The 24,881-nt window shown below is 73.0% G+C and carries 20 protein-coding genes; 14 read left to right on the plus strand and 6 right to left on the minus strand.

Annotated features, from left to right (window positions below; genetic code table 11):
• Positions 1-134: 134 nt before the first annotated feature.
• The 3 genes from KV205_RS20375 to KV205_RS20385 all read left to right on the plus strand — a co-directional run bounded on the left by KV205_RS20375 (position 135) and on the right by KV205_RS20385 (position 4,390).
• Complete coding sequence (locus tag KV205_RS20375) at positions 135-1,697, plus strand: cellulase family glycosylhydrolase (protein WP_265865883.1); 1,563 nt, start codon at positions 135-137, stop codon at positions 1,695-1,697.
• Positions 1,698-1,714: 17 nt separating this feature from the next.
• A complete protein-coding gene (locus tag KV205_RS20380; RefSeq protein ID WP_265865884.1) occupies positions 1,715-3,442 on the plus strand; it encodes a glycoside hydrolase family 6 protein in 1,728 nt (575 codons plus the stop codon).
• A gap of 189 nt (positions 3,443-3,631) precedes the next feature.
• The gene (locus KV205_RS20385; RefSeq protein WP_265865885.1) at positions 3,632-4,390 is read left to right on the plus strand and encodes a dienelactone hydrolase family protein; all 759 of its coding nucleotides are present in this window, start codon (positions 3,632-3,634) and stop codon (positions 4,388-4,390) included.
• Between the two features lie 26 nt (positions 4,391-4,416).
• Here the strand turns inward: KV205_RS20385 and KV205_RS20390 are convergent, their stop codons facing one another.
• Positions 4,417-5,475 (minus strand): LacI family DNA-binding transcriptional regulator, encoded by a 1,059-nt coding sequence (locus tag KV205_RS20390; protein ID WP_265865886.1) that lies wholly within the window; start codon positions 5,473-5,475, stop codon positions 4,417-4,419.
• A gap of 358 nt (positions 5,476-5,833) precedes the next feature.
• Here KV205_RS20390 and KV205_RS20395 point away from each other — a divergent pair, with 358 nt between their 5' ends.
• The 5 genes from KV205_RS20395 to KV205_RS20415 all read left to right on the plus strand — a co-directional run bounded on the left by KV205_RS20395 (position 5,834) and on the right by KV205_RS20415 (position 11,468).
• Complete coding sequence (locus tag KV205_RS20395; protein ID WP_265865887.1) at positions 5,834-7,183, plus strand: ABC transporter substrate-binding protein; 1,350 nt, start codon at positions 5,834-5,836, stop codon at positions 7,181-7,183.
• A gap of 91 nt (positions 7,184-7,274) precedes the next feature.
• Positions 7,275-8,291: a carbohydrate ABC transporter permease gene (locus tag KV205_RS20400; protein WP_265865888.1), complete on the plus strand. Its 1,017-nt coding sequence runs from the start codon at positions 7,275-7,277 to the stop codon at positions 8,289-8,291.
• A 4-nt stretch (positions 8,292-8,295) separates the two neighbouring features.
• Positions 8,296-9,174: a carbohydrate ABC transporter permease gene (locus KV205_RS20405; protein ID WP_265865889.1), complete on the plus strand. Its 879-nt coding sequence runs from the start codon at positions 8,296-8,298 to the stop codon at positions 9,172-9,174.
• 110 nt (positions 9,175-9,284) lie between these two features.
• Positions 9,285-10,730 carry a GH1 family beta-glucosidase gene (locus KV205_RS20410; RefSeq protein WP_265865890.1) on the plus strand — a complete coding sequence of 482 codons (1,446 nt, stop codon included), beginning with the start codon at positions 9,285-9,287 and terminating at the stop codon, positions 10,728-10,730.
• A 90-nt stretch (positions 10,731-10,820) separates the two neighbouring features.
• Positions 10,821-11,468, plus strand: a complete 648-nt coding sequence (locus tag KV205_RS20415; protein WP_265865891.1) for a 1,4-alpha-glucan branching protein — start codon at positions 10,821-10,823, stop codon at positions 11,466-11,468.
• A 40-nt stretch (positions 11,469-11,508) separates the two neighbouring features.
• Here the strand turns inward: KV205_RS20415 and KV205_RS20420 are convergent, their stop codons facing one another.
• The gene (locus KV205_RS20420; RefSeq protein WP_265865892.1) at positions 11,509-12,426 is read right to left on the minus strand and encodes a glutaminase; all 918 of its coding nucleotides are present in this window, start codon (positions 12,424-12,426) and stop codon (positions 11,509-11,511) included.
• A 181-nt stretch (positions 12,427-12,607) separates the two neighbouring features.
• On the opposite strand from KV205_RS20420, the gene KV205_RS20425 reads away from it, so the two are divergent.
• Positions 12,608-13,504, plus strand: coding sequence for an endonuclease/exonuclease/phosphatase family protein (locus tag KV205_RS20425; RefSeq protein WP_265865893.1), 897 nt, complete (start codon positions 12,608-12,610; stop codon positions 13,502-13,504).
• A gap of 84 nt (positions 13,505-13,588) precedes the next feature.
• Positions 13,589-14,392 carry a VOC family protein gene (locus KV205_RS20430; protein ID WP_265865894.1) on the plus strand — a complete coding sequence of 268 codons (804 nt, stop codon included), beginning with the start codon at positions 13,589-13,591 and terminating at the stop codon, positions 14,390-14,392.
• Positions 14,393-14,403: 11 nt separating this feature from the next.
• On the opposite strand, the gene KV205_RS20435 is transcribed toward KV205_RS20430, so the two are convergent.
• A complete protein-coding gene (locus KV205_RS20435) occupies positions 14,404-15,474 on the minus strand; it encodes an enoyl-CoA hydratase/isomerase family protein (protein WP_265865895.1) in 1,071 nt (356 codons plus the stop codon).
• A 124-nt stretch (positions 15,475-15,598) separates the two neighbouring features.
• On the opposite strand from KV205_RS20435, the gene KV205_RS20440 reads away from it, so the two are divergent.
• Together KV205_RS20440 and KV205_RS20445 are read left to right on the plus strand one after the other, a co-directional pair.
• A complete protein-coding gene (locus KV205_RS20440; protein WP_265865896.1) occupies positions 15,599-16,114 on the plus strand; it encodes an SRPBCC family protein in 516 nt (171 codons plus the stop codon).
• A gap of 138 nt (positions 16,115-16,252) precedes the next feature.
• Positions 16,253-19,087 (plus strand): SpoIIE family protein phosphatase, encoded by a 2,835-nt coding sequence (locus KV205_RS20445; RefSeq protein WP_265865897.1) that lies wholly within the window; start codon positions 16,253-16,255, stop codon positions 19,085-19,087.
• A gap of 91 nt (positions 19,088-19,178) precedes the next feature.
• Here the strand turns inward: KV205_RS20445 and KV205_RS20450 are convergent, their stop codons facing one another.
• Positions 19,179-21,503 (minus strand): glycosyl hydrolase family 18 protein, encoded by a 2,325-nt coding sequence (locus KV205_RS20450; protein WP_265865898.1) that lies wholly within the window; start codon positions 21,501-21,503, stop codon positions 19,179-19,181.
• A 421-nt stretch (positions 21,504-21,924) separates the two neighbouring features.
• Between KV205_RS20450 and KV205_RS20455 the strand changes: the two genes are divergently transcribed.
• A complete protein-coding gene (locus tag KV205_RS20455; RefSeq protein ID WP_265865899.1) occupies positions 21,925-22,506 on the plus strand; it encodes a TetR/AcrR family transcriptional regulator in 582 nt (193 codons plus the stop codon).
• Here the strand turns inward: KV205_RS20455 and KV205_RS20460 are convergent, their stop codons facing one another.
• Entirely contained in the window at positions 22,507-23,151 is a 645-nt protein-coding gene (locus KV205_RS20460; protein ID WP_265865900.1) for a TetR/AcrR family transcriptional regulator, read from the minus strand. It abuts the gene before it with no gap.
• A gap of 71 nt (positions 23,152-23,222) precedes the next feature.
• On the opposite strand from KV205_RS20460, the gene KV205_RS20465 reads away from it, so the two are divergent.
• On the plus strand, positions 23,223-23,423 hold the full coding sequence (locus tag KV205_RS20465; RefSeq protein WP_265865901.1) for a hypothetical protein: 201 nt from the start codon (positions 23,223-23,225) through the stop codon (positions 23,421-23,423).
• 168 nt (positions 23,424-23,591) lie between these two features.
• On the opposite strand, the gene KV205_RS20470 is transcribed toward KV205_RS20465, so the two are convergent.
• Positions 23,592-24,860 (minus strand): alpha/beta family hydrolase, encoded by a 1,269-nt coding sequence (locus KV205_RS20470; protein ID WP_265865902.1) that lies wholly within the window; start codon positions 24,858-24,860, stop codon positions 23,592-23,594.
• Between the last annotated feature and the right edge of the window lie 21 nt (positions 24,861-24,881).

Here is a 24,881-nt window from a genome sequence, read left to right on the forward strand (position 1 = left end):
GCGCCCGCCCAGGAAATTTGGTCAACTCCTCTTTTCCTTGGCGGAAGTTGGCGCTACGGTCTGCCGGACCAGTGGGAGCGAATCCATCCCGTCGGCACCCCTTCCCGTGGTGCCCTCGCTGTGAGGACTCGCTCATGCGACATCCCCCACGCCTGACGGCGCTCCTGGCCGGAGCGGCGCTCACGGCGGCGAGCACCGCTCTCGTCGTCGCCGGTACGGCCTCGGGAGCCGCCACCGTGGCCGCCGCCTCCGCCTGCACCGTGGAGTACTCGGTCACGAACCAGTGGACCGGCGGCTTCCAGGGCTCCGTCAGCGTCACCAACAACAGCACGGCGCTCAGCAGCTGGACCCTCGGCTTCGGCTTCCCCGCAGGTCAGGCGGTCAGCCAGGGCTGGGGCGGCAAGTGGTCCCAGTCCGGGACCTCCGTGACCGTCGTGAACGAGAGCTGGAACGGGACTCTCGGCACGGGCGCGAAGGTGACGGCCGGCTTCATCGCCTCCTGGACGGGCAGCAACCCGGCCCCCACCGCCTTCACGCTCAACGGCGCGCCCTGCGACACCGGCGGAACGACGCCCACCCCCACGCCCACCCCGACGCCCACCCCCACTCCCACTCCCACCCCCACCGACCCCACGACTCCCCCGACCACACCACCCACCACGCCGCCCACCCCGGTCACCGGAGCGCCCGAACTCGGCGTCTCCGGCAACCGGTTCACCGACCAGAACGGCGCGACCCGCCGGCTCCTCGGGGTGAACCGCTCCGGCGGCGAGTTCATGTGCGTCCAGGGCTACGGCATCTGGGACGGACCCGTCGACGACGCCTCGATCGCGGCGATCGCCGACTGGAAGGCCAACACCGTCCGCATCCCGCTCAACGAGGAGTGCTGGCTCGGCCTCGACAACATCAAGCCCGAGTACCGCGGGGCGAACTACGTCTCCGCCGTCAAGGGCCTGGTCGACCGGGTGCTCGCCCACGGCCTGACCCCGGTGGTGGAACTCCACTGGACCCACGGCCAGTACACCGGGAACTCGGCCGGCTGCTCCGACGTCCACGCGTCCTGCCAGAAGCCGATGCCGGACGCCGAGTACACCCCGGCGTTCTGGACCTCGGTCGCGAACACCTTCAAGAACGACCGGCGGGTCGTCTTCGACCTGTTCAACGAGCCCTATCCGGACCGGGCGACCTCCACCGCCGCCCAGGCCTGGAGCTGCTGGCGGGACGGCGGCAGCTGCCCCGGCATCGGTTACGAGGTCGCCGGCATGCAGGACCTGGTGGACGCGGTCCGCGCGACCGGGGCGAGGAACCTCGTCCTGGTGCCCGGCATCGCGTACTCCAACGACCTGAGCCAGTGGCTCGAGCACCGCCCCACGGACCCGGCGGGCAATCTGGCCGCCGCCTGGCACGTCTACAACTTCAACACCTGCTCCACCGAGGCGTGCTGGAACGACACCCTCGCCCCCGTCGCCGCCCAAGTACCGCTGCTCGCGGGCGAGATCGGTGAGAACACCTGCGCCCACGGATTCGTCGACCGCGTCATGAAGTGGTTCGACGACCGCGGCCTGTCCTATCTGGGCTGGACCTGGAACACCTGGAACTGCGGCTCCGGGCCCGCCCTGATCACCTCGTACGACGGCACTCCCACCGCATTCGGCATCGGGCTGCGCGACCACCTGCGCACCCTGAACGGACACTGAAAGGGTCACCCACCCCCATGAGCCGCACGAAGAGCCGTACCGCCCTGTTCGCGGCGCTCGGCCTGATCGCCGCCACCGGCGCGACGGCCACCGCCCTGAGCACCGCCACCGCCGGCGCCGCCGCCGCGGGCTGCAAGGTCGACTACCAGATCGCCAGCCAGTGGAACACCGGCTTCACGGCGAACGTCGTCGTCACCAACCTCGGCGACCCGGTCAACGCCTGGACGCTGGGCTGGAGTTACGGAGGCGACCAGAAGGTCAGCCAGGGCTGGAACGCCGACATCAGCCAGTCCGGCGCCGCCGTGACCGCGAAGAACCTCTCCTACAACGGAACCCTCGCGACCAACGGTTCCACCTCCTTCGGCTTCAACGCCACGTACAGCGGCACCAACGCCGTGCCCGCGACCTTCACGCTCAACGGTGTCGCCTGTACCGGCGCGGTGCCACCCACCACACCCCCCACCACCCCGCCGACGACGCCTCCGCCGGCCGGCACCAAGGCCGACAACCCGTACGTCGGCGCCCGGGTGTACGTGAACCCGGAGTGGTCCGCCAACGCGGCGGCGGAGCCGGGCGGCACCCGGGTGTCCAACCAGCCCACCGGCATATGGGTGGACCGGATCGCCGCCATCAACGGCGCGAACGGCGGCATGGGCGTGCGCGCGCACCTCGACGAGGCGCTGCGGCAGAAGGGCGACGGCGAGATGGTCGTCCAGTTCGTCATCTACAACCTGCCCGGCCGGGACTGTGCGGCCCTCGCCTCCAACGGCGAGCTCGGCCCGACGGAGATCGACAAGTACAAGACCCAGTACATAGACCCGATCGCGGCCATCTTCGCCGACCCGAAGTACGCCGGCCTGCGGATCGTCACCACGGTCGAACTCGACTCGCTGCCCAACCTCGTCACCAATGTGAGCGGACGCCCGACGGCGACCCCGAACTGCGACGTGATGAAGTCCAACGGCAACTACATCAAGGGCGTCGGCTACGCCCTCAGCAAGCTGGGCGCGATCCCCAACGTCTACAACTACCTGGACGCCGGCCACCACGGCTGGCTCGGCTGGGACGACAACTTCGGGCCCTCCGCCGACCTGTTCAAGACGGCGGCGACCGCCGAGGGCTCGACCCTCGCCAACGTGACCGGCTTCATCGTCAACACCGCCAACTACAGCGCCCTCAAGGAGGACCACTTCACGATCAACGACTCGGTGAACGGCGTCACGGTGCGCCAGTCCAAGTGGGTCGACTGGAACCGCTACACCGACGAGCTGTCGTACGCCCAGGCGATGCGCGACAAGCTGGTCTCCATCGGCTTCGACTCGAAGATCGGCATGCTGATCGACACCTCCCGCAACGGCTGGGGCGGCACCGCCCGGCCCACCGCCCCGGGCGCGAAGACCGACGTCAACACCTATGTCGACGGCGGCCGTTACGACCGGCGCATCAACCCCGGCAACTGGTGCAACCAGGCGGGAGCGGGCCTCGGTGAACGTCCGAAGGCGGCCCCGGAGCCGGGTGTCGACGCGTACGTCTGGATGAAGCCCCCGGGCGAGTCCGACGGGGCGAGCTCCGAGATCCCGAACGACGAGGGCAAGGGCTTCGACCGCATGTGCGACCCGACGTACACCGGCAACCCCCGGAACAACAACAACATGTCGGGCGCCCTGCCGAACGCGCCGCTGTCCGGGAAGTGGTTCTCGGCCCAGTTCCAGGAGCTCATGAAGAACGCCTACCCGGCGCTGTGACGCACTGACCGCCGGCCACGGAGGGGGCGCGGGACGTCGTCCGCGTCCCCTTCGTGGTACGTTTCGCGTCGCCGTGCGTTACTGCGATGTCCAGGAGGTGAGTTCGATCAACACGATGACAGGTCGGGCCTCCCTCCCCCGCATGGCCTAGGGAGCCCGCAGAAGGCATCCCGAAAGGCGTGAAACGCTATGCGCTTCAGCTCCTCCCTCTCTTCTCTCTCCTTCACCTCCGAGACGTCGTCCGACGGCGTCCGCGAACAGCTCTTCACCCTCGACGGGATTCCCGGCGTCCTGTGGACGCCGGACGGCGCCGTCGGTACGCGTCCGCTCGTCCTGATGGGACACGGTGGCGGTCAGCACAAGAAGCACCCCGACATCCTGGACCGGGCGCACCGCTTCGTGAGCGAGCTCGGCTTCGCCGTCGTGGCGGTCGACATGCCCGCGCACGGCGACCGCCCGAAGGTCGAGGAGTACGACCGGCTGGCGGCCGAGAACCAGGCCCGGATCGCGGCCGGGGCCGAACTGGCGCCGCTCGTGGCCGAGTTCCAGGCGCTCGTCGCACGGCAGACCGTGCCCGAGTGGCGGGCGGTCCTGGACGCGGTCCAGCGCCTTGAGCACGTCGGCCCCGGACCGGTCGGCTACTGGGGCGTCTGTCTGGGCTGCGGCCTCGGCGTCCCGTTCGTGGCCGCCGAGCCCCGGGTCCGCGCGGCCGTGCTGGGCCTGGGCGGGGCGCTCGCCTCGGCCGAGGCCGCGGCGCGGATCACCGTCCCGGTGGAGTTCCTGGTCCAGTGGGACGACGAGCGGGTCCCGCGGGCCGACGGCCTGGCGCTGTTCGACGCCCTGGGCTCGGCGGAGAAGTCCCTGCACGCCAACCCCGGCCTGCACGGCGAGATCCCGGCGTACGAGCTGGACAGCGCGCTGAGGTTCTTCGCCCGCCACCTCGGCTGACGGCTGCCGTATTGCGGGCGTCCGGCTCACGAGGACGCCCGCACCACCAGCTCCGTCGGCAGCACCTGACGGGCGCCCTGGCCGGCCGCCGGCTCCCCCTCGGGTCCGCGATCGCCCTCGCCCTCGCCGGACAGCTCCCGCAGCAGCATCCGCGCCATCGTGCGGCCCATCTCCTCGATGGGCTGGCGCACGCTGGTGAGGGGCGGGTCCATCAGGCGGGCGACGGCGGAGTCGTCGACGCCGACGAGGGCGACGTCCTCGGGGACCCGGCGGCCGGCCTCGCGCAGCACGCCGCGGGCGCCGGCCGCCATGACGTCGGAGGCGGCGAAGACGGCGTCCAGGTCGGGCGCGCGGTCGATCAGGGCGCGCATGGCGCGACGGCCGCCCTCCTCGGTGAAGTCGCCGGTGGCGACGAGGAGATCGTCGGGGGCGAGGCCGGCCGCCGCGATGCCCTCGCGGTAGCCGTCGAGGCGGGCCCGGGCCACGTACATGTCGAGCGGGCCCGTGATGGTGGCGATCCGGCGGCGGCCGCGGGCGGCGAGGTGGGCGACGGCGGCGCGGCCGGCTCCGGTGTTGTCGGAGTCGACGTAGGCGGCGGCCTCGTCGGCGGTGCGCCGGCCGTTGAGGACGACGGGCAGGCCGAGTTCGCGGACGCGGTCGGGCAGCGGGTCGTCGGCGTGCACGGAGGCGAGCAGGACGCCGTCCACGCGCCGGGCGGCCAGATACTGCTCGAAGCGCTGCCGCTCCCGCTCGGTGCGCACCAGGGTGAGCAGCAGCTGCTGGTCGGCCGCGCCGAGTTCGGCGCTGATGCCGCGGATGATGTCGAGGAAGTAGGGCTCGGCGAAGAGCCGTGCCTCGGTCTCCGGGATGACCAGCGCGATGGCGTCGGTGCGGCTGCCGGCGAGGGTGCGGGCGGCCTGGTTGGGCACGTAGCCCAGTTCCTCGATGGCCCGGTGGACGGCCTCGCGGGCCTGGTCGCTGACCCTGGGCGAGCCGTTGATGACCCGGGACACGGTGCCCCGGCCGACCCCGGCCCGTACCGCGACCTGTTCCAGCGTGGGCCTGCCACTGTGCCGTCCGCTCACGACTGTCGTACTCCCCTCGTGCGGCCTCGCCCCGTCCCTTGCGGCGATCAGGTCAAGATAGGCCACGATCCCGGTCCCCGTCGCACCCGGCACCGTTCGACAAGCGAAGGCGGCCCCGCGCGATGGGAGCGCTCCCACATTACCCGAACCAGGACAGGGCGCACCGTCGGCGGGCTCGCGTAACGAATCCGCGTTCATGTCTTGACACTGCCGCCCGAGAGGCAGGAACCTTCCGGCAACGACGACGTGGGAGCGCTCCCATCCGGTCGATCGACGACCGGGCGGGTGGAGTCGCGCGCTCCCCGAACACCGGAACTCGGCGCACGACGAGCACCACCTTTGGGACGAGGAGAGTGGAATGCGCACATCCAGCAGCAGACGGGCCCCCGGCCGCGCCCGCCGTACCGCGCTGGCGGCGACGGTGGCCCTGGTCACCGGTACGGCCCTGCTCACCGGCTGTGGGGACGGCGGTGACGGCGGGGACTCCGCCGACGGCGGCACGATCACGCTGCGGGTCGGGACCTTCGGTTCCTTCGGCTACGACAACAAGACCGGCGCCAAGCTGTACGCCGAGTACGAGAAGAGCCACCCGAACATCAAGATCGTCGAGTCGAACGTGGCCGACGGACAGAAGTACTGGGACACCCTCAAGCTGCGCCTCTCCCGCAACAGCGGTCTCGCGGACATCCAGGCCGTCGAGGTGGGCTACATCGCCGAGGCGACCGGCCCTGCGATGGCGGACAAGTGGGTGGACATGTCCAAGACCGGCGGCGCGGACCTGGGCGCCTTCCTCGACTGGAAGGTGAAGCAGGCGACCACCCCCGACGGCAAGGTGATCGGTCTCGGCACCGACATCGGCCCGATGGCCATCTGCTACAACAAGGAGCTCTTCGCCAAGGCCAAGCTGCCCACCGACCGCACCGAGGTCGGCCGGCTGTGGGCGGGCGACTGGGGCAAGTTCCTGGAGACCGGCAAGAACTACCAGAAGAGCGCGCCGGCCGGGACCTTCTTCCACGACTCGGCGAGCGGCCTGTTCAACGCGGTCGTCAACAGCGACCCCGAGCAGTACGCGAACAGCAAGGGCGAGCTCGCCTGGGAGACCAGCCCGGGCGTGAAGACGGCCTGGGACACCGCCGTCAAGGCGGCGCAGGCCGGCATCACCGCCAAGCTGCGCCAGTTCGACGAGAAGGGCACCTGGAACGCCGCCTTCAAGAACTCGAAGTTCGCCACGGTCGCCTGCCCGAGCTGGATGACCGGCATCATCAAGGACCAGGCCGGCCCGGGCAACCAGGGCAAGTGGGACATCGCCGCGCCGCCGGTGGCGGGCAACTGGGGCGGCTCCTTCCTCGCCGTGCCGAAGTCCGGGAAGCACGCCAAGGAGGCCGCCGAGCTGGCCGCCTGGCTGACCGCCCCGGCCCAGCACGCCAAGGTGTTCGCGGTGAACGGCAACATCCCGTCCACCAAGGACACGCTGTCCTCCGCCGCCGTGGTCGGCGCGAAGCTCCCCTACTTCGGCGACACCCCGGTCGGTGAGATCTACGCGGCCGCGGCCGCCCACATCAAGCCCGCCCCGATCAGCCGCTGGGACGGCCAGGTGAAGACCTTCCTCACCGACAACGGCATCCTCGACATCGAGCAGCGCGGCACCGATCCGGCGAAGGCCTGGGAGAACGTCAAGAAGCTGGTCGACGACAAGATCGACCAGTAGCGGGAGGCGGCGGGGGCCCGGCCGTCGACACGGCCGCCGGGTCCCCGCCGCAGCGCCCCACCCGTACGCACCGAACTGGAAGGACGCCCCCGTGGCCACCTCCGTACGGGCGAGGAAGGGCGGCTCCGCGTCGCCCGACGCACCGCCCTCCCGCTCCTCGCGCCCCGGCGCCCACCGCCCGGGCGGCGGCGGCCCGTCCGCCCTGCGCCGCCGGCTCTACCGCTGGGACCTGAAGGCGACCCCGTACGCCTTCGTCGCCCCCTTCTTCCTCACCTTCGCCGCCTTCGGTCTTTTCCCGCTGCTCTACACCGGCTGGCTGTCGCTCAACCGGGTCGAGCTGGGCGGCGATCCGCAGTGGAAGGGTCTGGAGAACTACACCGACCTGGCCGGCAGCGAGTTCTTCTGGAACGCGCTCGTCAACACCTTCACCATCGGTGTGATCTCGACGGTCCCGCAGCTGCTCATGGCGCTCGGCCTGGCGCACCTGCTCAACTACAAGCTGCGCGGCCGGGGTTTCTTCCGGGTCGCGGTGCTCGCCCCGTACGCGACCTCGATCGCGGCGGCGACGCTGGTCTTCACCCAGCTCTTCAACAAGGACTACGGACTCATCAACTCGGCGCTCGGCGCGGTCGGTTTCGACCCGGTCGACTGGGAGTCCTCCAAGTGGCCGGCGCAGATCGCCATCTCGGTGATCGTGACCTGGCGGTGGACCGGCTACAACGCGCTGATCTACCTGGCCGCGATGCAGGCCGTGCCGCAGGACCTGTACGAGGCGGCCGCCCTCGACGGGGCCTCGCGCTGGCGCCAGTTCCTCAGCGTGACCATTCCCTCGATCCGGCCGACCATTCTGTTCACGATCATCGTCTCGACCATCGGCGCCACCCAGCTGTTCGGCGAGCCGATGCTCTACGGCGGCAGCGTCGGCATCTCCGGCGGCAGCGGCAACCAGTTCCAGACGCTGAGCCTGCTGATGTACGAGAAGGGCTGGGTCACCGGCGCGCTGGGCCAGGCCTCGGCGATCGCCTGGGTGATGCTGCTGCTCCTGCTCCTCATCGGCGGCGTCCAGTCGCTCGTCGCCCGCGCGAACCGCAAGAAGCTGGGGGGCTGAACCCGTGCGCACCCGAACCCGCCCGTCCCTCCGCCCGTCCTTCCGTCAGACGGCCGGCCGGCAGCATCACGCCGGGCCGCTGACCTATGTCCTGCTCGGCCTCGCCGCGCTGCTCTCGCTCTTCCCGCTGTACTGGAACCTGGTGGCGGCCTCGCACACCGGCGAGCGGGTGGTCAGCCCGCCCGCGCCGCTGCTGCCCGGGCCGCGGCTCTTCGACAACCTGTCCTTCGCCTGGAACCAGGTCGACATGGGCGAGGCGCTGGTCAACACGACGATCGTCGCCGGCCTGGTCTCGGCGTCCACGGTGCTGTTCTCCACGCTCGCCGGCTTCGCCTTCGCCAAGCTGCCCTTCAAGGGCCGCAACGTGCTGCTCGCCCTGGTGGTCGCGACGATGACCGTGCCGCCGCAGCTGAGCGTGATCCCGCTGTACCAGATCATCACCGACCTGGGCTGGATCGACCAGCTGCAGTCGGTGGTGCTGCCCTCGCTCGTCGCCGCCTTCGGCGTGTTCTTCATGCGCCAGTTCCTCGTCGAGGCGCTGCCCGTCGAGCTGGTGGAGGCGGCCCGGATGGACGGGGCGCACTCGCTGCGGATCATCTGGCACGTGGTGTTCCCGGTGGCGCGCCCGGCGATGGCCGTCCTCGGCATGCTGGTCTTCGTGCAGGCGTGGAACGACTTCTTCTGGCCGTTCATCGCGCTCACCCCGGACGGCAACCCGACCCTCCAGGTGGCCCTGGCCGGCCTGGGCGCGGGCAACCACACGGTCGACCAGGCCGTGGTGCTGACCGGCGCGCTGATCTCGACGGTGCCGCTGCTGCTGGTGTTCGCCGTGCTCGGCAAGCACATCGTCGGCGGGATCACCGCGGGCGCGGTCAAGAGCTGACGCCCGCGCGCCGATTCCCTTCCCGTACCGCTCCGTACCCCCGCATGCCCCGCACGGCTCGGGTACGTCCCTCTGTCACCCCTTCTGTCTTCCGTTGGGAGCGCTCTCATATGACCGCGTCCGAAACCCGGCCGCTGACCGCCGTCCGCCGATTCCCGTCCGACTTCCTGTGGGGCGCGGCCACCGCCGCGTACCAGATCGAGGGGGCGGCGGCCGAGGACGGCCGGACGCCGTCCATCTGGGACACCTTCTCGCACACCCCCGGGAAGGTCTTCGAGGGCCACACGGGCGATGTCGCCGTGGACCACTACCACCGTTTCCGTGACGACGTCCGGCTGATGTCCGAGCTCGGTCTGAACGCGTACCGCTTCTCGGTGTCGTGGTCGCGGGTGCAGCCGACCGGGCGGGGCCCGGCGGTGCAGAAGGGTCTGGACTTCTACCGACGCCTTGTGGACGAGCTGCTCGACGCCGGCATCGAGCCGGCCCTCACCCTCTACCACTGGGACCTGCCGCAGGAGCTGGAGGACGCGGGCGGCTGGCCGGAGCGGGCGACGGCGGAGCGCTTCGCCGCGTACGCGACGCTGGTCGCCGACGCGCTCGGCGACCGGGTGACCCGCTGGACCACCCTGAACGAGCCGTGGTGCAGCGCCTTCCTGGGGTACGGCTCCGGGGTGCACGCGCCGGGCCGCACCGACCAGGTGGCCTCGCTGCGCGCCGCGCACCACCTCAACCTGGGGCACGGGCTCGCGGTGCAGGCTCTGCGCTCGACGCTGCCGGCGGGGGCGAAGCTGGCGGTCTCGCTCAATCTGCACGAGGTGCGTCCGCTGACCGGCTCGGCCGCGGACCGCGAGGCGGCCCGCCGGATCGACACCGTCGGCAACGGGGTGTGGCTGGGCCCGATGCTGGAGGGCCGCTACCCCGAGGAGCTGTTCGCGGACACCGCGCACGTGACGGACTGGAGCTTCGTGCGGCCCGGGGACGAGGCGACGGCCGGGCAGCAGCTCGACTGGCTGGGCATCAACTACTACACGCCGACGGTGGTCTCGAAGGTCGCCGAGGGCGAGGAGAAGCCGCAGGACGACGGGCACGGCGCCAGTGCCTTCTCGCCGTGGCCGGGCGCGGACGACGTGGCCTTCCACCAGGCGGACGGGCCGCGGACGGCGATGGGCTGGCCGGTGGACCCGTCGGGTCTGACGGACCTGCTGACCCGGGTCGCGGCCCGCTATCCCGACCTGCCGCTGGTGGTGAGCGAGAACGGCGCGGCGTACGAGGACGTGGTCGGCGCGGACGGTTCGGTGCACGACCCGGAGCGGACCGCCTATGTGCACGCGCACCTGGAGGCGGTGCACCGGGCGGTCGAGGCGGGCGTGCCGGTGCACGGCTACTTCCTGTGGTCGCTGCTCGACAACTTCGAGTGGGCGTACGGGTATGCGAAGCGGTTCGGCGCGGTGCACGTGGACTACGCGACGCAGGTGCGCACGCCGAAGTCGAGCGCCCGCTGGTACGCGGAGGTGGCGCGGTCGGGCGAGCTGCACGCCCCGGGCGCGGAGGCCTGAGCGGACGCTTGAGCGAAGATCGTGAAGAGGTACGGTTTCCGGGCGGTCCGCCGACCGGGAACCGTACCGTCACGGAGGAAGTGCACGCGTATGTCTGTGATCCACAGGACGACCATGGCGCCGACCAAGCTGGAGCTGCTCACGGCCTGGCTGCCGACCCGCCCCTGGTACCGGGGCGGCGAGGGCACCGTGCCCGAGCTCGCGAAGGCCGGCGGCTTCCGGCTCGACGACCCGGAGGGCGAGGTGGGCATCGAGTTCATGGTGGTCGCGGACTCCGCCGGGGACGAGGTCCACGCGTATCTGGCGGCGATGACCTACCGCGCGGCGCCGCTCGCGGGCGCCGAGCACGCGCTGATCGGCACCACGGAGCACGGGGTGCTCGGCACCCGCTGGATCTACGACGGAGCCCACGACCCGGTCCTGCTCGGCGAGTTGACCGCGCTGCTCGAGGGCCGTGCGGTCCCGCAGGCGCAGAGCGTGTCGGACACCACGGACCCGACCGTCGAGGCCTCCTTCCACGGGCCGGCGGGCGCGTGGGACACGACGGCCGCGCCGGGCGTCGAGGAGGGCGCGTACGGCACGGACGTACGGCTCGGGGCGGGCGCCCCGCCGCTGCGGCTGGCCCGGGTGCTCGACGAGAAGGCGGCCGGCCCGCGCGGCCATGTGGTCACCGGCTGGTCGCTGCCGGACGGCGAGGCGCGCCGCGGGGCGTACGTCCTGGTGCTCGACCCTTCCTGAGGGCCTGAGGGCCTAGGGCCTGAGGGCCTGAGGGGCCGCCTCAGAAGACGGACAGGCCGGTGATGGTGGTGAACCGGTCGAGGGCGGTGACGCCCGCGACCGAGTTCCCCCGCTCGTCCAGGCCGGGGCTCCACACGCACAGCGTGCAGCGCCCGGGCACGACGGCGATGATGCCGCCGCCGACGCCGCTCTTGCCGGGCAGCCCGACCCGGTAGGCGAAGTCGCCGGCGGCGTCGTACGTCCCGCAGGTCAGCATCACCGAGTTGACCTGCTTGGCCTGGCTGCGGGTGAGCAGCCGGGAGCCGTCGGCGCGGATGCCGTGCCGGGCGAGGAAGCCGGTGGCGAGGGCGAGGTCCGCGCAGGAGGCCTCGACGGAGCACTGGCGGAAGTACTCGCGCAGCAGGGTGGGCACCGGGTTGGCGATGTTGTCGTACGAGGCCATGAAGTGCGCGAGGGCGGCGTTGCGGTCGCCGTGCGCGGTCTCGGAGGCGGCGACGTCGCGGTCGAAGTCGAGGTCCTGGTTGCCGCTCTCGGCGCGCAGGAAGTCGAGCAGGACTCCGGAGGCGTCGCCGGTGATGCGGTGCAGCTGGTCGGTGACGACGAGGGCGCCGGCGTTGATGAACGGGTTGCGCGGGATGCCGTTCTCGTACTCCAGCTGGACCAGCGAGTTGAACGGGTTGCCGGAGGGTTCGCGGCCGACGTGGTCCCAGAGCGCCTCGCCCTTGCGGGCGAGGGCGAGCGCGAGGGTGAAGACCTTGGTCACGGACTGGGTGGAGAAGGGCCGCTGCCAGTCCCCGACGCCGTACACCGTGCCGTCGAGTTCGGCGACCGCCATGCCGAAGCTGCCGGGGTCGCCGGAGGCGAGTGCGGGGATGTAGTCGGCGGGGCGCCCGCGTTCCGTGAGGGCGGCGATCTCCTCGGCGATCCGGTCGAGGACGGGTTCGAACGTCAACAGCATGATCACATCATGCGCTGTGCGGTCCCGGGCCGCTGTCAGTGCCCCCTCCTATGATCTTGTCGTGTGTCGCAGGGGCGGGCACCCGGCCGCGGTGCGGTCGGTCATGGGGAGGGGATGTTTCATGCGACGACGACAGGTCCGACCGGCTCGGCGGGGCCTTCGGCCGGCTCTCGCGGGAGTGGTGGCCGCGGTGCTGCTGCCCGCGACGACGGCCACGGCCGAGGCGGAGACGCCGAGCCCGCGCACGTACACGGTCTGGCAGTGGAACGTGGCGGGGAACACGATCCACCACGGCTCGACCACCGACGGCCTCGTCACGCAGGCGGCCGCCTCCGTCGTCAACCGCTCGGCCGACTTCGCGGCCTTCAACGAGCTGTGCCAGGGACAGTACAGCGCGCTGGTCGACGAGCTGCGGGCCAAGGGCTGGCCGCAGGACGCGCAGAACTTCGCCCGCTTCGAGCCGAGCCGCGCGGCGGGCAACGCGGCGGTGTGCGGCGGCGAGGCGTTCGGGAACGCGCTGTTCAGCAAGCGGCCGCTCGGTGCCGCCGCGCGCTTCGCGCTGCCGGACGACGGGACGGCGGAGAAGCGCAATCTGCTGTGCGCGCCGCTGACCGACGGCACGGCGACCCGGTTCTGCACGACGCACATCACGACGAGCCAGGACTTCAACGTGGCGCAGCTGGAGTTCGTGCGGCAGAAGCTGGAGGAGTACGCGGGGGCCGGTGAGACGGCGCTGATCGCGGGCGACTTCAACGCCCAGCCGCACTACGGCCGGCTGAACTCGTACTACGCGCCCAGCCTGGACACGCCCAACAACTCGAACAACACGGGCCGGTACCGGGAGCTCGACGACAACGACGCCGACCACTGCCTTGGCTACGGGGAGTGGACGGCGGACGGGACGCCCGGGGCGACGCCGCCGTGCGGCGGGTACGCGAAGATCGACCACATCTTCGTACGGGAGAGCGCGCTGGCGGGGCCGTACAGCGCGGACTCGCTCGCGATCTCGACCGCGTGCACGGGCGTCGCGGCCTGCTCCGACCACCGGATACTCGTCGGTACGGTGACGGTCGAGTAGCGGCGTCGACCATCCGTTGAGTGGCGCAGCCGCGGTGGCCGGGTGAGGGTGGCCAGGGGGCTGACTGGGACGGAGGTGAGCCGGGTGCCGCTGACGGCGGACGAGCCGGGCGCGCCCTGCTGGCTGAGCCTGGCGGTGCGCGATCTCGGCGCGGCGGAGGAGTTCTACGGGGCGGTGCTCGGCTGGACCTTCCGGCACGGGCCGCTGGGCCACGGCTTCTCGGTGGGCGAGCGGGACGGTGTGCCGGTGGCCGGGATCGGCGAGGTGGCGGACCGGATGTCGGTGCCGGTGGCGTGGACGGTGTACTTCGCGGTGGCCGACGCGGACGCGGCGGTGGCCCGGATCCGGGAGCGCGGCGGCACGGTCGGGGTCGGCCCGGTGGCCTACCCGCCGCGCGGGCGCGCGGCGCTCGCGACGGACGTGGAAGGCGCGGCCTTCGGCGTCTGGGAGGGCCGGGTGTCCTCACGCTGGCGGATCGGCGAGCACCAGGCACCGGCCTGGCTGGAACTCCACACCCGCAACGCCTTCGACGCGGCCCTCTTCTACGGCGGCGTCCTGAACTGGGTGAACGGCACGGAGGGCGCCCCGCAGCGCTTCGAGGTGTCCTACGAGGACGAGCAGGTCGTCCTCCGCCGCCAGGGCACCCCGGTCGCCCGCCTCAACAGCGGCCCGGCCGAGGCCGCCTCCCCGCAACCCCAGCTCCGCCCCCGCTGGCTCGTCCACTTCCGGGTCCCCGACCTGGAACGCGCGAAGACGGCCGTCCTGGACCTCGGCGGCCACCTGGTCCCGGAGGCCGACCACGGCTGGCCCGCCCCGGAGGGCCGCCGCACGACGGTCCGCGACCCGCAGGGCGGCCTTTTCACGCTGGACGAGTGGCTGGAGGACTGAGCCTTCGCCGCTCAGTGCGCCGTCGGCGCCTCCAGGTCCAGTTCGCCCTCCGGCCCCGGCGCGAACCACCGTTCCGTGGCCGAGTCCGGCACCTCGGCGAGGGTCGGTGGGGTCCAGTGGGGGTTGCGGTCCTTGTCGACGACCTGGGCGCGGATGCCCTCGGCCAGGTCCGGGGAGCGGAGGGCGGCGCAGGAGAGGCGGAATTCGGTGGTGAGGGCCGCTTCGAGGGAGTCGAGGGTGCGGGCGCGGCGGACGGCGGTGAGGGTGGCCTTGAGGGCGGTGGGCGAGCGGGTGAGGAGGAGGGTGGCGGTCTCCTTGGCCTCCGGGATGCCGGAGTCGGTGAGCCGCTGGACGATCTCCTCGACGGTGTCGGCGGCGTAGCAGGCGTCGATCCAGGCGCGGCGGCCGGCGAGCTCGCCGGCCGGGGCGGGGCGGGCGAAGCGGGCGACGGCCGTGGCGGCGTCCTCGTGGGTGAGGGCGGCGGTGAGCGCGGGCAGCTCGGCGGCGGGGACGTGGTGGTCGGCGAGGCCGGCCAGGATCGCGTCGGCGGCGCCGACGGGGGTGCCGGTCAGGGCGAGGTGGGTGCCGAGTTCGCCGGGGGCGCGGCCGAGCAGCCAGGTGCCGCCGACGTCGGGGACGAAGCCGATGCCGGTCTCGGGCATGGCGACCCGGGAGCGTTCGGTGACGACGCGGACGGAGGCGTGGCCGGAGATCCCGACGCCGCCGCCCATGACGATGCCGTCCATGAGGGCGACGTACGGCTTGGGGTAGCGGGCGATGCGCGCGTTGAGCCGGTACTCGTCGCGCCAGAAGGCGACGGAGGCGCTGCCGCCGGCGACGGCGTCGGCGTGGATGGCCCGGATGTCGCCGCCGGCGCACAGTCCGCGCTCGCCGGCGCCGCGCAGCACGACGGTGGTGACGGCGGGGTCGTCGGCCCAGGCGGTGAGCGCCTCGTCGATCCGGCGCACCATGCCGTGGGTGAGGGCGTTGATGGCGCGCGGCCGGTTGAGGGTGAGGAAGCCGGCCCGGCCCTCGGTGTGGACGAGGACCTCGGGCTCGGGGAGGTCGGCGGTGACCGACATGTTGTGTCCTTCCGGCTGCCGAAACGATCTTCCGTCCACCGTAACGGTCCAGGACCGGTCCGCACAGGCCCCTCCGTCCGCTACCGTACCCGCGGGTAACACAACGGCGGAGGGGAGCGGACCGATGACGCACGCGGCACGGCGGTGGAATCTGGCGGAGTCGCTGCGGGTGGACGCGGACCGCGCGACCCTGTACGGCCTGGTGTCGGACCTGCGGAACATGGGGCGGTGGAGCCCGGAGTGCCGCGGGGTGTGGGTGCGGCGGCCGCCGGTGCGGCCGGGCACCCGGTTCGTCGGCTTCAACCGGCGCGGCCCCTTCCTCTGGTTCACCACCGGCCGGGTCACCACGGCCCGCCCGGGCGAGGCCTTCGCCTTCGAGGTGGGGGTGTTCGGGCTGCCGATCGCCCGCTGGGGCTACCGCTTCGAGGACGACGGGGAGAACCCCGGCGGCACCCTGGTCACCGAGACCTGGGAGGACCTGCGCACCGGCCGCGGCGGGGGGCTCGCGACGCTGCTCGGCACGGTCTTCGCGGGCACGAACACGGAGCGCCGGATCGCGGTGAACCGGCACGGGATGCGCACCACGCTCGAACGGCTCGCGCGGACGGCCACCGCGCCCACCGCGGACACCGCCGGCTGACCCTGCCCGCCCGGTCCGCCGGTCGCTCTCCGTGGCGCCTCCCCCGACCGCGCTCCGTGACCGCCATGGGATCCGGGCGGCTCGTGCGGGCGCTCCCCGGCGGTCTCCGTTTCCCCTGTAGGCGGGGCCGGGGGCAGCATGGAAGGAGGCCCCGGCGAGCAGGGCGGGAAGGAGCGCACCGTGACGGGACGGGCGGACCGGTCCGCGGGTGGCGTGCGCGCGGGACGGACCGGGCTGCGGAGCGTAGCGGGCCAGGTCTTCGCCCTGCAGGCGGTCATCGCCCTGCTGATCGTGGCCGCCGCGGCGGTCGCGCTGGTGCTGCAGGGGCGGTACGACAGCGAGCGCGACGCCCGCAACCGCTCGCTGGCCGTCGCCGAGGCCTTCGCGCACGCGCCCGGCACGGCGGTCGCGCTGACCTCGCCCGATCCGACGGCGGTGCTCCAGCCGCGCGCCGAGGCCGCCCGCAAGGCCTCCGGCGTCGACTTCGTCGCGGTCCTGGCGGTGGACGGCACGCGGTACACGGACACGGAACCCGAGCTGATCGGCCAGAAGGCCAGCGGGGACGTGGCGCGGGCGGCGGGGGGCGAGTCGTTCACGGAGATCTTCCACGGCGCGCCGAACGACGCGGTGCGCGCGGTGGTGCCGGTCCGGGACGACCGGGGGGCCGTCGTCGGCATGGTGAGCAGCGGCATCGAGGTGGAGACCGTCGGGCAGGCCGTGGAGGGCCGGCTGCCGGTGCTGCTCGGCGCGGCGGCGGGCGGTCTCGCGCTCGCGGTGGGCGGCGCGGGCCTGGTGAGCGCCCGGCTGCGGCGGCAGACCCACGGCCTGGGCCCGGCGGAGATGACCCGGCTGAAGGAGCACCACGAGGCGGTCCTGCACTCGGTGAAGGAGGGCGTGGTCATCGTCGCCGGCGACGGGCGGCTGCTGCTCGCGAACGACGAGGCGCGCCGGCTCCTGAAGCTGCCGGAGGACGCGGAGCGGCGCCATGTCCGCGAGCTCGGCCTGGAACCCCGTACCGCCGCGCTGCTGCTGTCCGGGCGGGCCGCCACCGACGAGGTGCACCTGGCCGGGGACCGGCTGCTCGCGGTGAACGTGCGGCCGACGCGGGACGGCGCGGCCGAGGGCGGCTGTGTGATGACGATGCGCGACACCACGGAGCTCACCGCGCTCACCGGCCGGGCCGAGGTGGCCCGGGGGCGGCTGCGGCTGCTGTACGAGGCGGGCACCCGGATCGGGACGACGCTGGACGTCGTACGGACGGCGGAGGAGCTGTCGGAGGTGGCGGTGCCGCGGTTCGCCGACTTCGTGACGGTGGAGCTGCTCGACCCGGTGGTGCGCGGCGAGGAGCCCTCGGGGGCGTTCACGGAGATGCGGCGGACGGCGCTGAGCGGGGTGCGTGCGGACACCCCACTGCAGCCGGTGGGCGATCTGATCCGCTTCGTGGTGCCGACCACGCCGATGGCCTCGGCCCTGACCGAGGGCCGGGCGGTCATCCAGGCCGATCTGGCCGCCGCGCAGGGCTGGCGGGCGCAGGACCCGGAGGGCGCGGCGCGGGCGCTGGCGTACGGACTGCACTCGCTGCTCACGGTGCCGCTGCTCGCCCGGGGGGTGGTGCTCGGGATGGCGAACTTCTGGCGCGGCGCGGAAACGCCGGAGCCGTTCGGCGAGGAGGACCTGTCGTTCGCGGAGGAGCTGGCGGCCCGCGCGGCCCTGGCGATCGACAACGCGCGCCGGTTCACCCGCGAGCACTCGATGGCGGTGGCGCTGCAGCGCAGCCTGCTGCCGCGGGTGCTGCCCGAGCAGAACGCGATGCAGGTCGCCTTCCGCTATCTGCCGGCGACGGCGGGCGTGGGCGGCGACTGGTTCGACGTGATCCCGCTGCCGGGGGCGCGGGTCGCGCTGGTGGTGGGCGACGTGGTCGGGCACGGGCTGCACGCGGCGGCGACGATGGGCCGGCTGCGCACGGCGGTCGCGAACTTCTCCACCCTCGATCTGACGCCGGACGAGCTGCTCAGCCATCTGGACGAGCTGATCGACCGGCTCGGCGAGGAGACCGAGCCGGGGCCGCGGGGCGAGCTCGGGCCCGGGATCGGGGCCGAGGCCGGCGCCGACGGGGGCCCCGGCGAGGGCACGGCGGGCGCGACCTGCCTCTACGCGATCTACGACCCGACCTCCGGGGCCTGCACGATGGCCAGCGCCGGGCACCCGGGCCCGGCCCTGGTGCGGCCGGACGGCAGCGTGGAGTTCCCCTCGGTGCCGGCCGGGCTGCCGCTCGGCCTGGGCCTCGGCGACCGGCCGTTCGCCTCCGCCCGGCTCAAGCTGGAGCCGGGCAGCAAGCTGGTGCTGTTCACGGACGGGCTCCTGGAGGGCCGGCAGCGGGACTACGACTCCGGGCTCAAGCTGCTGCGGGAGTCGCTGGCGCGGCCGGACCGGACGCCCGAGCAGACCTGCGCGGACGTGCTGGCGACGCTGCTGTTCCCGGTGCCGGGCGACGACATCGCGCTGCTCGTGGCGCGCGCCGACCGGATCCCGGCGGACCGGATCGCCGAGTGGGAGGTGCCGACGGATCCGTCGGCGGTGGCGCCGGTGCGCACGGCGGCGGCGGCCAGGATCGCCGAGTGGGGCCTGGAGGACATCGGGTTCACGGCGGAGCTGGTGCTCAGCGAGCTGATCACCAACGCGATCCGGTACGGGCGTCCGCCGGTGCGGGTGCGGCTCGTGTTCGACCGGGTGCTGATCTGCGAGGTCTCCGACGGCAGCAGCACCTCGCCGCATCTGCGGCACGCGGCGGACACCGACGAGGGCGGCCGTGGCCTGTTCCTGGTGGCGCAGTTCGCGCAGCGCTGGGGCACCCGCTACGCCCGGCGCGGCAAGACGATCTGGGCGGAACTGCCGGTCTCCCCGGACGAGCCGGACGGCGACGGCGCGGGGCCGGTGCCGGATCTGGACGCCCTGGAGGACCTGGCCTGGTGAGGGCGCCGAGTGCCGTCGGCCCGGGTCTGGCCGCGGCTGTTCCCCGGCCGCCGCGGGTGCGCGGGCCGGGGAACAGCGCTGTTCCGTGCGGTCAGCCGAGGCCGGTGCGCAGGGCGTTCATCAGGGTGCCGTTCGTGGTGTCGCCGGACATCTCCCAGATGAAGACGCCCAGCAGACCCTTGGACTTCAGGTAGTCGGTCTTGCGGGCGATGGACCAGGGGTCGTCGAAGCTCCACCACTGGCCGCCCGGCCCGGTGTAGCCGTAGGTGGCGCCGGACTGTTCGTCGTGGTGCACGGTCATCCCGGGCACCATGGCGAGCAGGTTGGAGTAGCCCCGTACGCCGGCCTCCTCGGCGAACTGGCCGGGGGCCGCGCCGGTCGCGGACTGCCATTCGCCGGCCGCGCCGCCGTCGGCGACGCCCTGCCAGCCGCGGCCGTAGAACGGGATGCCGATGGTGATCTTGCGCGGATCGATGCCGACCGCGAGATAGGGCTTGACGGACTCGTCCACGCTGAAGTGGAAGCCGTACGGGTCCTGGGCGTCGGTGTAGAGGTTGGCCTGGTGGCCGGCCCGGTTCGGCTCCCAGGAGTTGTCGCTGCCGGCGCCGTGGAAGTCGTAGCCCTGGACCATGAAGTAGTCGAGCGCGCGCCCGGTCTTCGTGAGGTCCCAGCCCTGGCCGATCTTGACGGGGTCGGCGGGGGTGAAGGCGGTCAGGAGCCGGTGCTCGCCGCCGAGTTCGTCGAGCTGCTTGCGGAACTCGGCGACGAGAGCGGCGTTGTTGGCCTTGTCCTGGGTGCTGTAGTGGTTGCCGGGGTGCCCGTCGGGCGAGCCGGCCCACTCCCAGTCGAGGTCGATGCCGTCGAAGATGCCGGCGGCCACGCCCTCGCCGCCCGCGCCGTTGTAGACGGGCAGATTGCCCTTGATCCACACGTCGATGCAGGAGCGGACGAACTTCTGCCGGGAGGCCCCGGTGGCGGCGACGTCGGAGAAGTACTTGGAGTAGGTCCAGCCGCCGAGCGAGACCACGACCTTGAGGTTCGGGTGCTTGGCCTTGAGCTTCTTCAGCTGGTTGAGGTTGCCGCGGAGCTTGCCCCAGCCGTCGTCGGCGACGCCGTCGACGGACTGGGCGGCGCTGAAGGGCCGGGCGTAGTCGGCGTCGGCGTCGCCCGCTCCGGTGCCCTGGTCGGGGTCCTGCGGGTCGGTGCTGACGCCCTTGGTGACGCCGGCGAGGCAGGTGAGGTTGACGGGGTCGATGTTCTCGAAGGCGTAGTTGACGACGTCGAGGGAGGCGGCGGCGCCGGAGGTGTCGAGGTTCTTGACGAAGTACTGGCGTCCGTAGATGCCCCACTGGGCGAAGTAGCCGACCTTGAGGTGCCGCCCGGCGGCCAGGTCGGCGGTGGTGACGGTCAGCGCGTTCGAGGGCGGCGAGGCGTTGTCGGCGGCGTCGCGGGCGCGGACGGTGAAGGTGTACGGGTTGGCGGGGCCGAGTCCGCTGACGGTGACGCTCGTCGCGGTGCCGGGCACGGTCCGGGCGAGCGCGCCGTCCGTGTAGACGTCGTAGGCGACGACGCCCTTGTTGTCGCCGGCCGGGTTCCAGGCGAGGGCCACGCTGGAGGAGGTGACGCCGGTGGAGCGCAGTCCGCCGGGCGCGGTGGGCGGTTCGGGGTCGCTCGCCGGGTCGACGGTGGTGACGGCGAGCGGCGGGCTCTCGGGGCCGAGGTTGCCGCGGGCGTCCTTGGCGCGGACGGTGAGGCTGTACGCGGTGGCCGGGGCGAGTCCGGTGACGGTGGCCGAGGTGGAGGTGGCGGTGGCGACGACGGCGCCGTTCGACAGGACGTCGTAGCCGGTCACGGGGTGGTCGCCGGCGGTCGCGGGCGTCCAGTCGAGGGTGACGGTGCGGGTGGTGACGGCCGTGGCGTGCGGGGTGCCGGGGGCTCCCGGCGGCACGTCCGGGCTGCCGTCGCACTTGCCGCCGTCGACGGTGCAGCGGGTGGGCGGGGTGATCGGTCCGCTCGCGACGAACCAGTAGCTGTACGGCTCGGTGGAGCCGCCGGCGGCCACGGTGCCGTTGTAGTGGGCGTTGCGGACGGTGACATGGCTGCCGGTGACGGTGGCCTCGCCGTTGTAGTGCGAGGAGATCGTCACCCCGGCGGGCAGGTCGAACTCCAGGGTCCAGCCGCTGAGCGCGGCGGTGGTGCCGTTGCGGATCACGTAGATGCCGCGCCACCAGCTGCCGTTGTTCTCGGCGGTGAAGGTCGCGGTGACGGCGCCGGCGGCGTGCGCGGGCGCGGCGGCGGGGCCGGTGAGGGCCGTGAGTGCGGCGAGCGGGAGGAGCAGGGCGGCGAGCAGGGCGAAGAGGCCTCTGCCGCGGTGGTGGTGCCGTCGGGTGCGTCTTCTCCGGCTTCTTCTGTCCATGGGGTCTCCCTGGGACGCGTGTGAGGGGTGCGGGGAGCGCGTCGCGGGACCGTGTGGGGGCGGCTCGGGTCCGGCCCTGCGGTTGTGGGACCGCCGAACGGGAGCCAACGGCAAGGTAGTTGGTACAGACCTTTCCGTCAACGCGCCGTACGCCGCCTTGACGGGCCACAGTGGTCTACTCCACCGTGAGGAGCACGTCCGGGACGGGCCGGTGTGGGCCTGCCCCTCCCCCGGGCCGATCCGCCGTTCCACGCAGGACCGTGTGTGCACGCCCGGCCGCTCCCGCTTCGGGGGCGGCCGGTTCCGGTCGGGGCCGACCGGGTGCGGCGACCGGGTTCGGCAAAACCCGAGGTCCACTCCATCCGTAGTACTCTCGGCGGAGTACGTGACGGGGGCCAGGCGAGCGACAGGAGTGGGCACCATGGCGCGCAGGAACCCGGAGCGCCGGGCGGCGCTGGTCGACGCCGCGATCGAGGTGCTGGCCCGCGAGGGCGCCCGGGGCCTCACCTTCCGGTCGGTGGACACCGAGGCGGCCGTCCCGCCGGGCACCGCGTCCAACTACTTCGCCAACCGCGACGACCTGCTGACCCAGGCGGGCGCCCGGGTGTACGAGCGGCTGCAGCCCGACGAGGAGACGATCGCGCGGCAGCGCGTGGCGAGTCCCGACCTCGACACGTACACCCAGCTGATGCGCGAACTCGTGGGCCGCGTCAGCTCCTTCCGCACCGGCTACCTCGCGCTCCTGGAGCTGCGCCTGGAGGCCACTCGCCGGCCCGAGCTGCGCGCGATCCTGACCGAGCGGGTGCGGGCGGACGTCGAGGCCAACGTCGCGTACCACGAGAGCACCCACCTGCCCGGCGACGCGACCGCCGTGAAGCTCCTGATGCTCGCCCTCAACTGGCTGATCGTGGAGCAGCTGACGCTGCCCGAGGTCTTCTCCGGGGAGGAGCGCGACGCGCTCATCGCGGCGGCGGTAGACCGGATCGTCGGCGCGCGGAAGTAGCTAGTCCACTCCCCCACCGACGGTCCCGCCGTCGGCCAGGCCCTCCAGATGGGCCGTCAGGACGTCGAGGCAGGCCTCCGGGGCGAGCAGTCCCGGGTGCAGGACGGCGTTGAGGCCCAGGCCGTCGAGCAGGGAGGCCAGACGCTCGGTCTCGACGTCGAGGTCGAGGCCGGGCCGCAGCGCGCCCGTGGCGTCGAGGCGGCCGAGCACCCGGCGCACCAGGCCGCGCGCACCCTCGGCGGTGCGGCGCGAGAGATCGGCGAAGGCCGGGTCGGTCCGGGCGGCGGTGTTGAAGTCCAGGAAGACGGTGACCTCGGCGCGCCGCCGCTCGTCCAGCGGCAGCAGTTCGGCGAGCAGGCCGGTGGCGAGCCGCAGCTGCTCCGCGTACGGGCGGCTGCCCAGCTCCCCCATGTCCGCGACGCGTTCGAGCAGCCGGGCGCCGACCCGGTCGAGCATCGACTGCATGGCGAAGCGCATCAGTTCCTGCTGGCTCGCGAAGTAGTGGCGCAGCGAGCCGATGTTGAGTCCGGCCTCGTCGGCCACGTTCCGCAGCGAGGCGCGCTGCAGCCCTTCGCGTACGACGACGCGGAAGAGGGCGTCCACGACCTCCCGGCGCCGGGCCTCCGGATCCACCTGCTTGGGCATGGAGCCTTTCTATCACGGCTGTGATACAACGGGATGTATCACAGCCGTGATAAAAAACGTGGAGGATTCCCGTGGAGACGTTCCTCGACCTCATGCTCCTCAGGTTCGGCCTGATCGCGGCCGGTCTCGTCGTCCTGGCCCTGATCGCCTTCGCCGTCGCCGTGCGGTTCAAGCGCCGGGGCCGGCTCGACGAGCTGCGCCGCTACGCCGACCCCGTGGTGCGGGCCGGACTGCGGGCCGCCGCCCGGCGCCTGGACGGCGGCCGGCGATGACCGGCCCGGAGCTGCTGCACCACCTGCTGACGGACCGCCTGGTCAAGGTGGGCATCGTGGTCCTTGCCCTGGCGGTCCTGGCCCTCGGGATGCGGGTGATCTGGCGCCGGGCCGGCGGCACCCGCCCCGGAAGCCACGGCACCCCGGACGCCCCCGGCACCCCCGGTCTCACAGCCGCTCCGCGAACCAGTCGGCCGCGAGCCGACCCACCTCCGCAAGCGCGCCGGGCTCCTCGAAGAGATGACCCGCGTCCGGGACCGTGACGAGCCGGTGCTCGCACTGCAGCAGCCGCGCGGCCTGCCGGTTGAGGTCGAGCACCAGGGGGTCCGCGCCGCCGACGATCAGCAGGGTGGGGGCGGTGACGGCCTCCAGGCGCTCCTCCGCCAGGTCGGGACGCCCGCCCCGGGAGACCACGGCGGCGACGGTGCTCCCCGGCTCGGCGGCGGCCCACAGCGCGGCCGCCGCGCCCGTACTGGCCCCGAAGTAGCCGATCCGCAGGCCCGCGGCCTCGGGGCGGCCGGCCAGCCAGTCGGCGGCCTGCCGCAGGCGTTCGGCGAGCAGCGGGGTGTCGAAGACATTGGACCGGTCGGCGGCCTCCTCCTCGGTCAGCAGGTCGAAGAGCAGGGTGCCGACCCCGGCCCGGTTGAGGGTCTCCGCGACGGCCTGGTTGCGCGGGCTGTGCCGGCTGCTGCCGCTGCCGTGCGCGAAGAGCACCACACCGGTGGCGCCGTCGGGCACCGCGAGCCGGCCGCCGGCCTCCCCGGCACCCAGCGGGATCCGCACCTCGGGATCCGCCACGGGCCCGGAGCGCCGCCGCCGCAGCGCCGCGACGACCTCCTCGTCCGGGGTCTGCGCGAAGTCCCCGTAGAACTGCCCGATGGCATAGAAGGACTCCGGTTCGCGTACGCAGTACGTCTCGTCCGCCAGGCCCGCGACCCGCTCCGCCCAGCCGCGCGGGGCCACCGGCACGGCGAGCACGATCCGGGCGGCGCCCCGGGCCCGTACCACCTGGCAGGCGGCGCGCGCGGTGGCACCGGTCGCGAAGCCGTCGTCGACCACCACCGCCGTGCGGCCGCGGATGTCGACGGGCTCACGGGCGCCCCGGTAGCGCCGGGACCGCTCCTCCAGGACGGCCCGCTCGCGCCGCTCGGCCTCGGCGAGATCCCGCTCGGAGGCACCGGCCTGCAGGACCACGTGATCGTTGACGACCCGCACGCCGTGCTCGCCGATCGCGCCCATGGCCAGCTCGGGCTGGTAGGGCACGCCCAGCTTGCGGACCAGGCAGACGTCGAGCGGCGCGCCGAGCGCGTCGGCGACCTCGGCGGCGACGGGCACCCCGCCGCGCGGCAGCCCGAGCACCACCGGGTCCTCCCCCACCACCCCCGCCAGGAGTTCGGCGAGCTGCCTGCCCGCGTCGGTGCGGTCGGTGAAGTACATGTCCGCTCGCCTTCCTGCCCG

Origin of the sequence: Streptomyces sp. SKN60 (assembly GCF_026236535.1) — a bacterium.
In the GTDB taxonomy this organism is placed as follows: domain Bacteria; phylum Actinomycetota; class Actinomycetes; order Streptomycetales; family Streptomycetaceae; genus Streptomyces.

Bases quoted from the DNA above. Each gene is read 5' to 3' on its own strand.
- KV205_RS20375 (WP_265865883.1), top strand. From the start codon at position 135: ATGCGACATCCCCCACGCCTGACGGCGCTCCTGGCCGGAGCGGCGCTC.
- KV205_RS20380 (WP_265865884.1), top strand. From the start codon at position 1,715: ATGAGCCGCACGAAGAGCCGTACCGCCCTGTTCGCGGCGCTCGGCCTG.
- KV205_RS20385 (WP_265865885.1), top strand. From the start codon at position 3,632: ATGCGCTTCAGCTCCTCCCTCTCTTCTCTCTCCTTCACCTCCGAGACG.
- KV205_RS20395 (WP_265865887.1), top strand. From the start codon at position 5,834: ATGCGCACATCCAGCAGCAGACGGGCCCCCGGCCGCGCCCGCCGTACC.
- KV205_RS20410 (WP_265865890.1), top strand. From the start codon at position 9,285: ATGACCGCGTCCGAAACCCGGCCGCTGACCGCCGTCCGCCGATTCCCG.
- KV205_RS20415 (WP_265865891.1), top strand. From the start codon at position 10,821: ATGTCTGTGATCCACAGGACGACCATGGCGCCGACCAAGCTGGAGCTG.
- KV205_RS20420 (WP_265865892.1), bottom strand. From the start codon at position 12,426: ATGCTGTTGACGTTCGAACCCGTCCTCGACCGGATCGCCGAGGAGATC.
- KV205_RS20435 (WP_265865895.1), bottom strand. From the start codon at position 15,474: ATGTCGGTCACCGCCGACCTCCCCGAGCCCGAGGTCCTCGTCCACACC.
- KV205_RS20440 (WP_265865896.1), top strand. From the start codon at position 15,599: ATGACGCACGCGGCACGGCGGTGGAATCTGGCGGAGTCGCTGCGGGTG.
- KV205_RS20445 (WP_265865897.1), top strand. From the start codon at position 16,253: ATGGAAGGAGGCCCCGGCGAGCAGGGCGGGAAGGAGCGCACCGTGACG.
- KV205_RS20450 (WP_265865898.1), bottom strand. From the start codon at position 21,503: ATGGACAGAAGAAGCCGGAGAAGACGCACCCGACGGCACCACCACCGC.
- KV205_RS20455 (WP_265865899.1), top strand. From the start codon at position 21,925: ATGGCGCGCAGGAACCCGGAGCGCCGGGCGGCGCTGGTCGACGCCGCG.
- KV205_RS20460 (WP_265865900.1), bottom strand. From the start codon at position 23,151: ATGCCCAAGCAGGTGGATCCGGAGGCCCGGCGCCGGGAGGTCGTGGAC.
- KV205_RS20470 (WP_265865902.1), bottom strand. From the start codon at position 24,860: ATGTACTTCACCGACCGCACCGACGCGGGCAGGCAGCTCGCCGAACTC.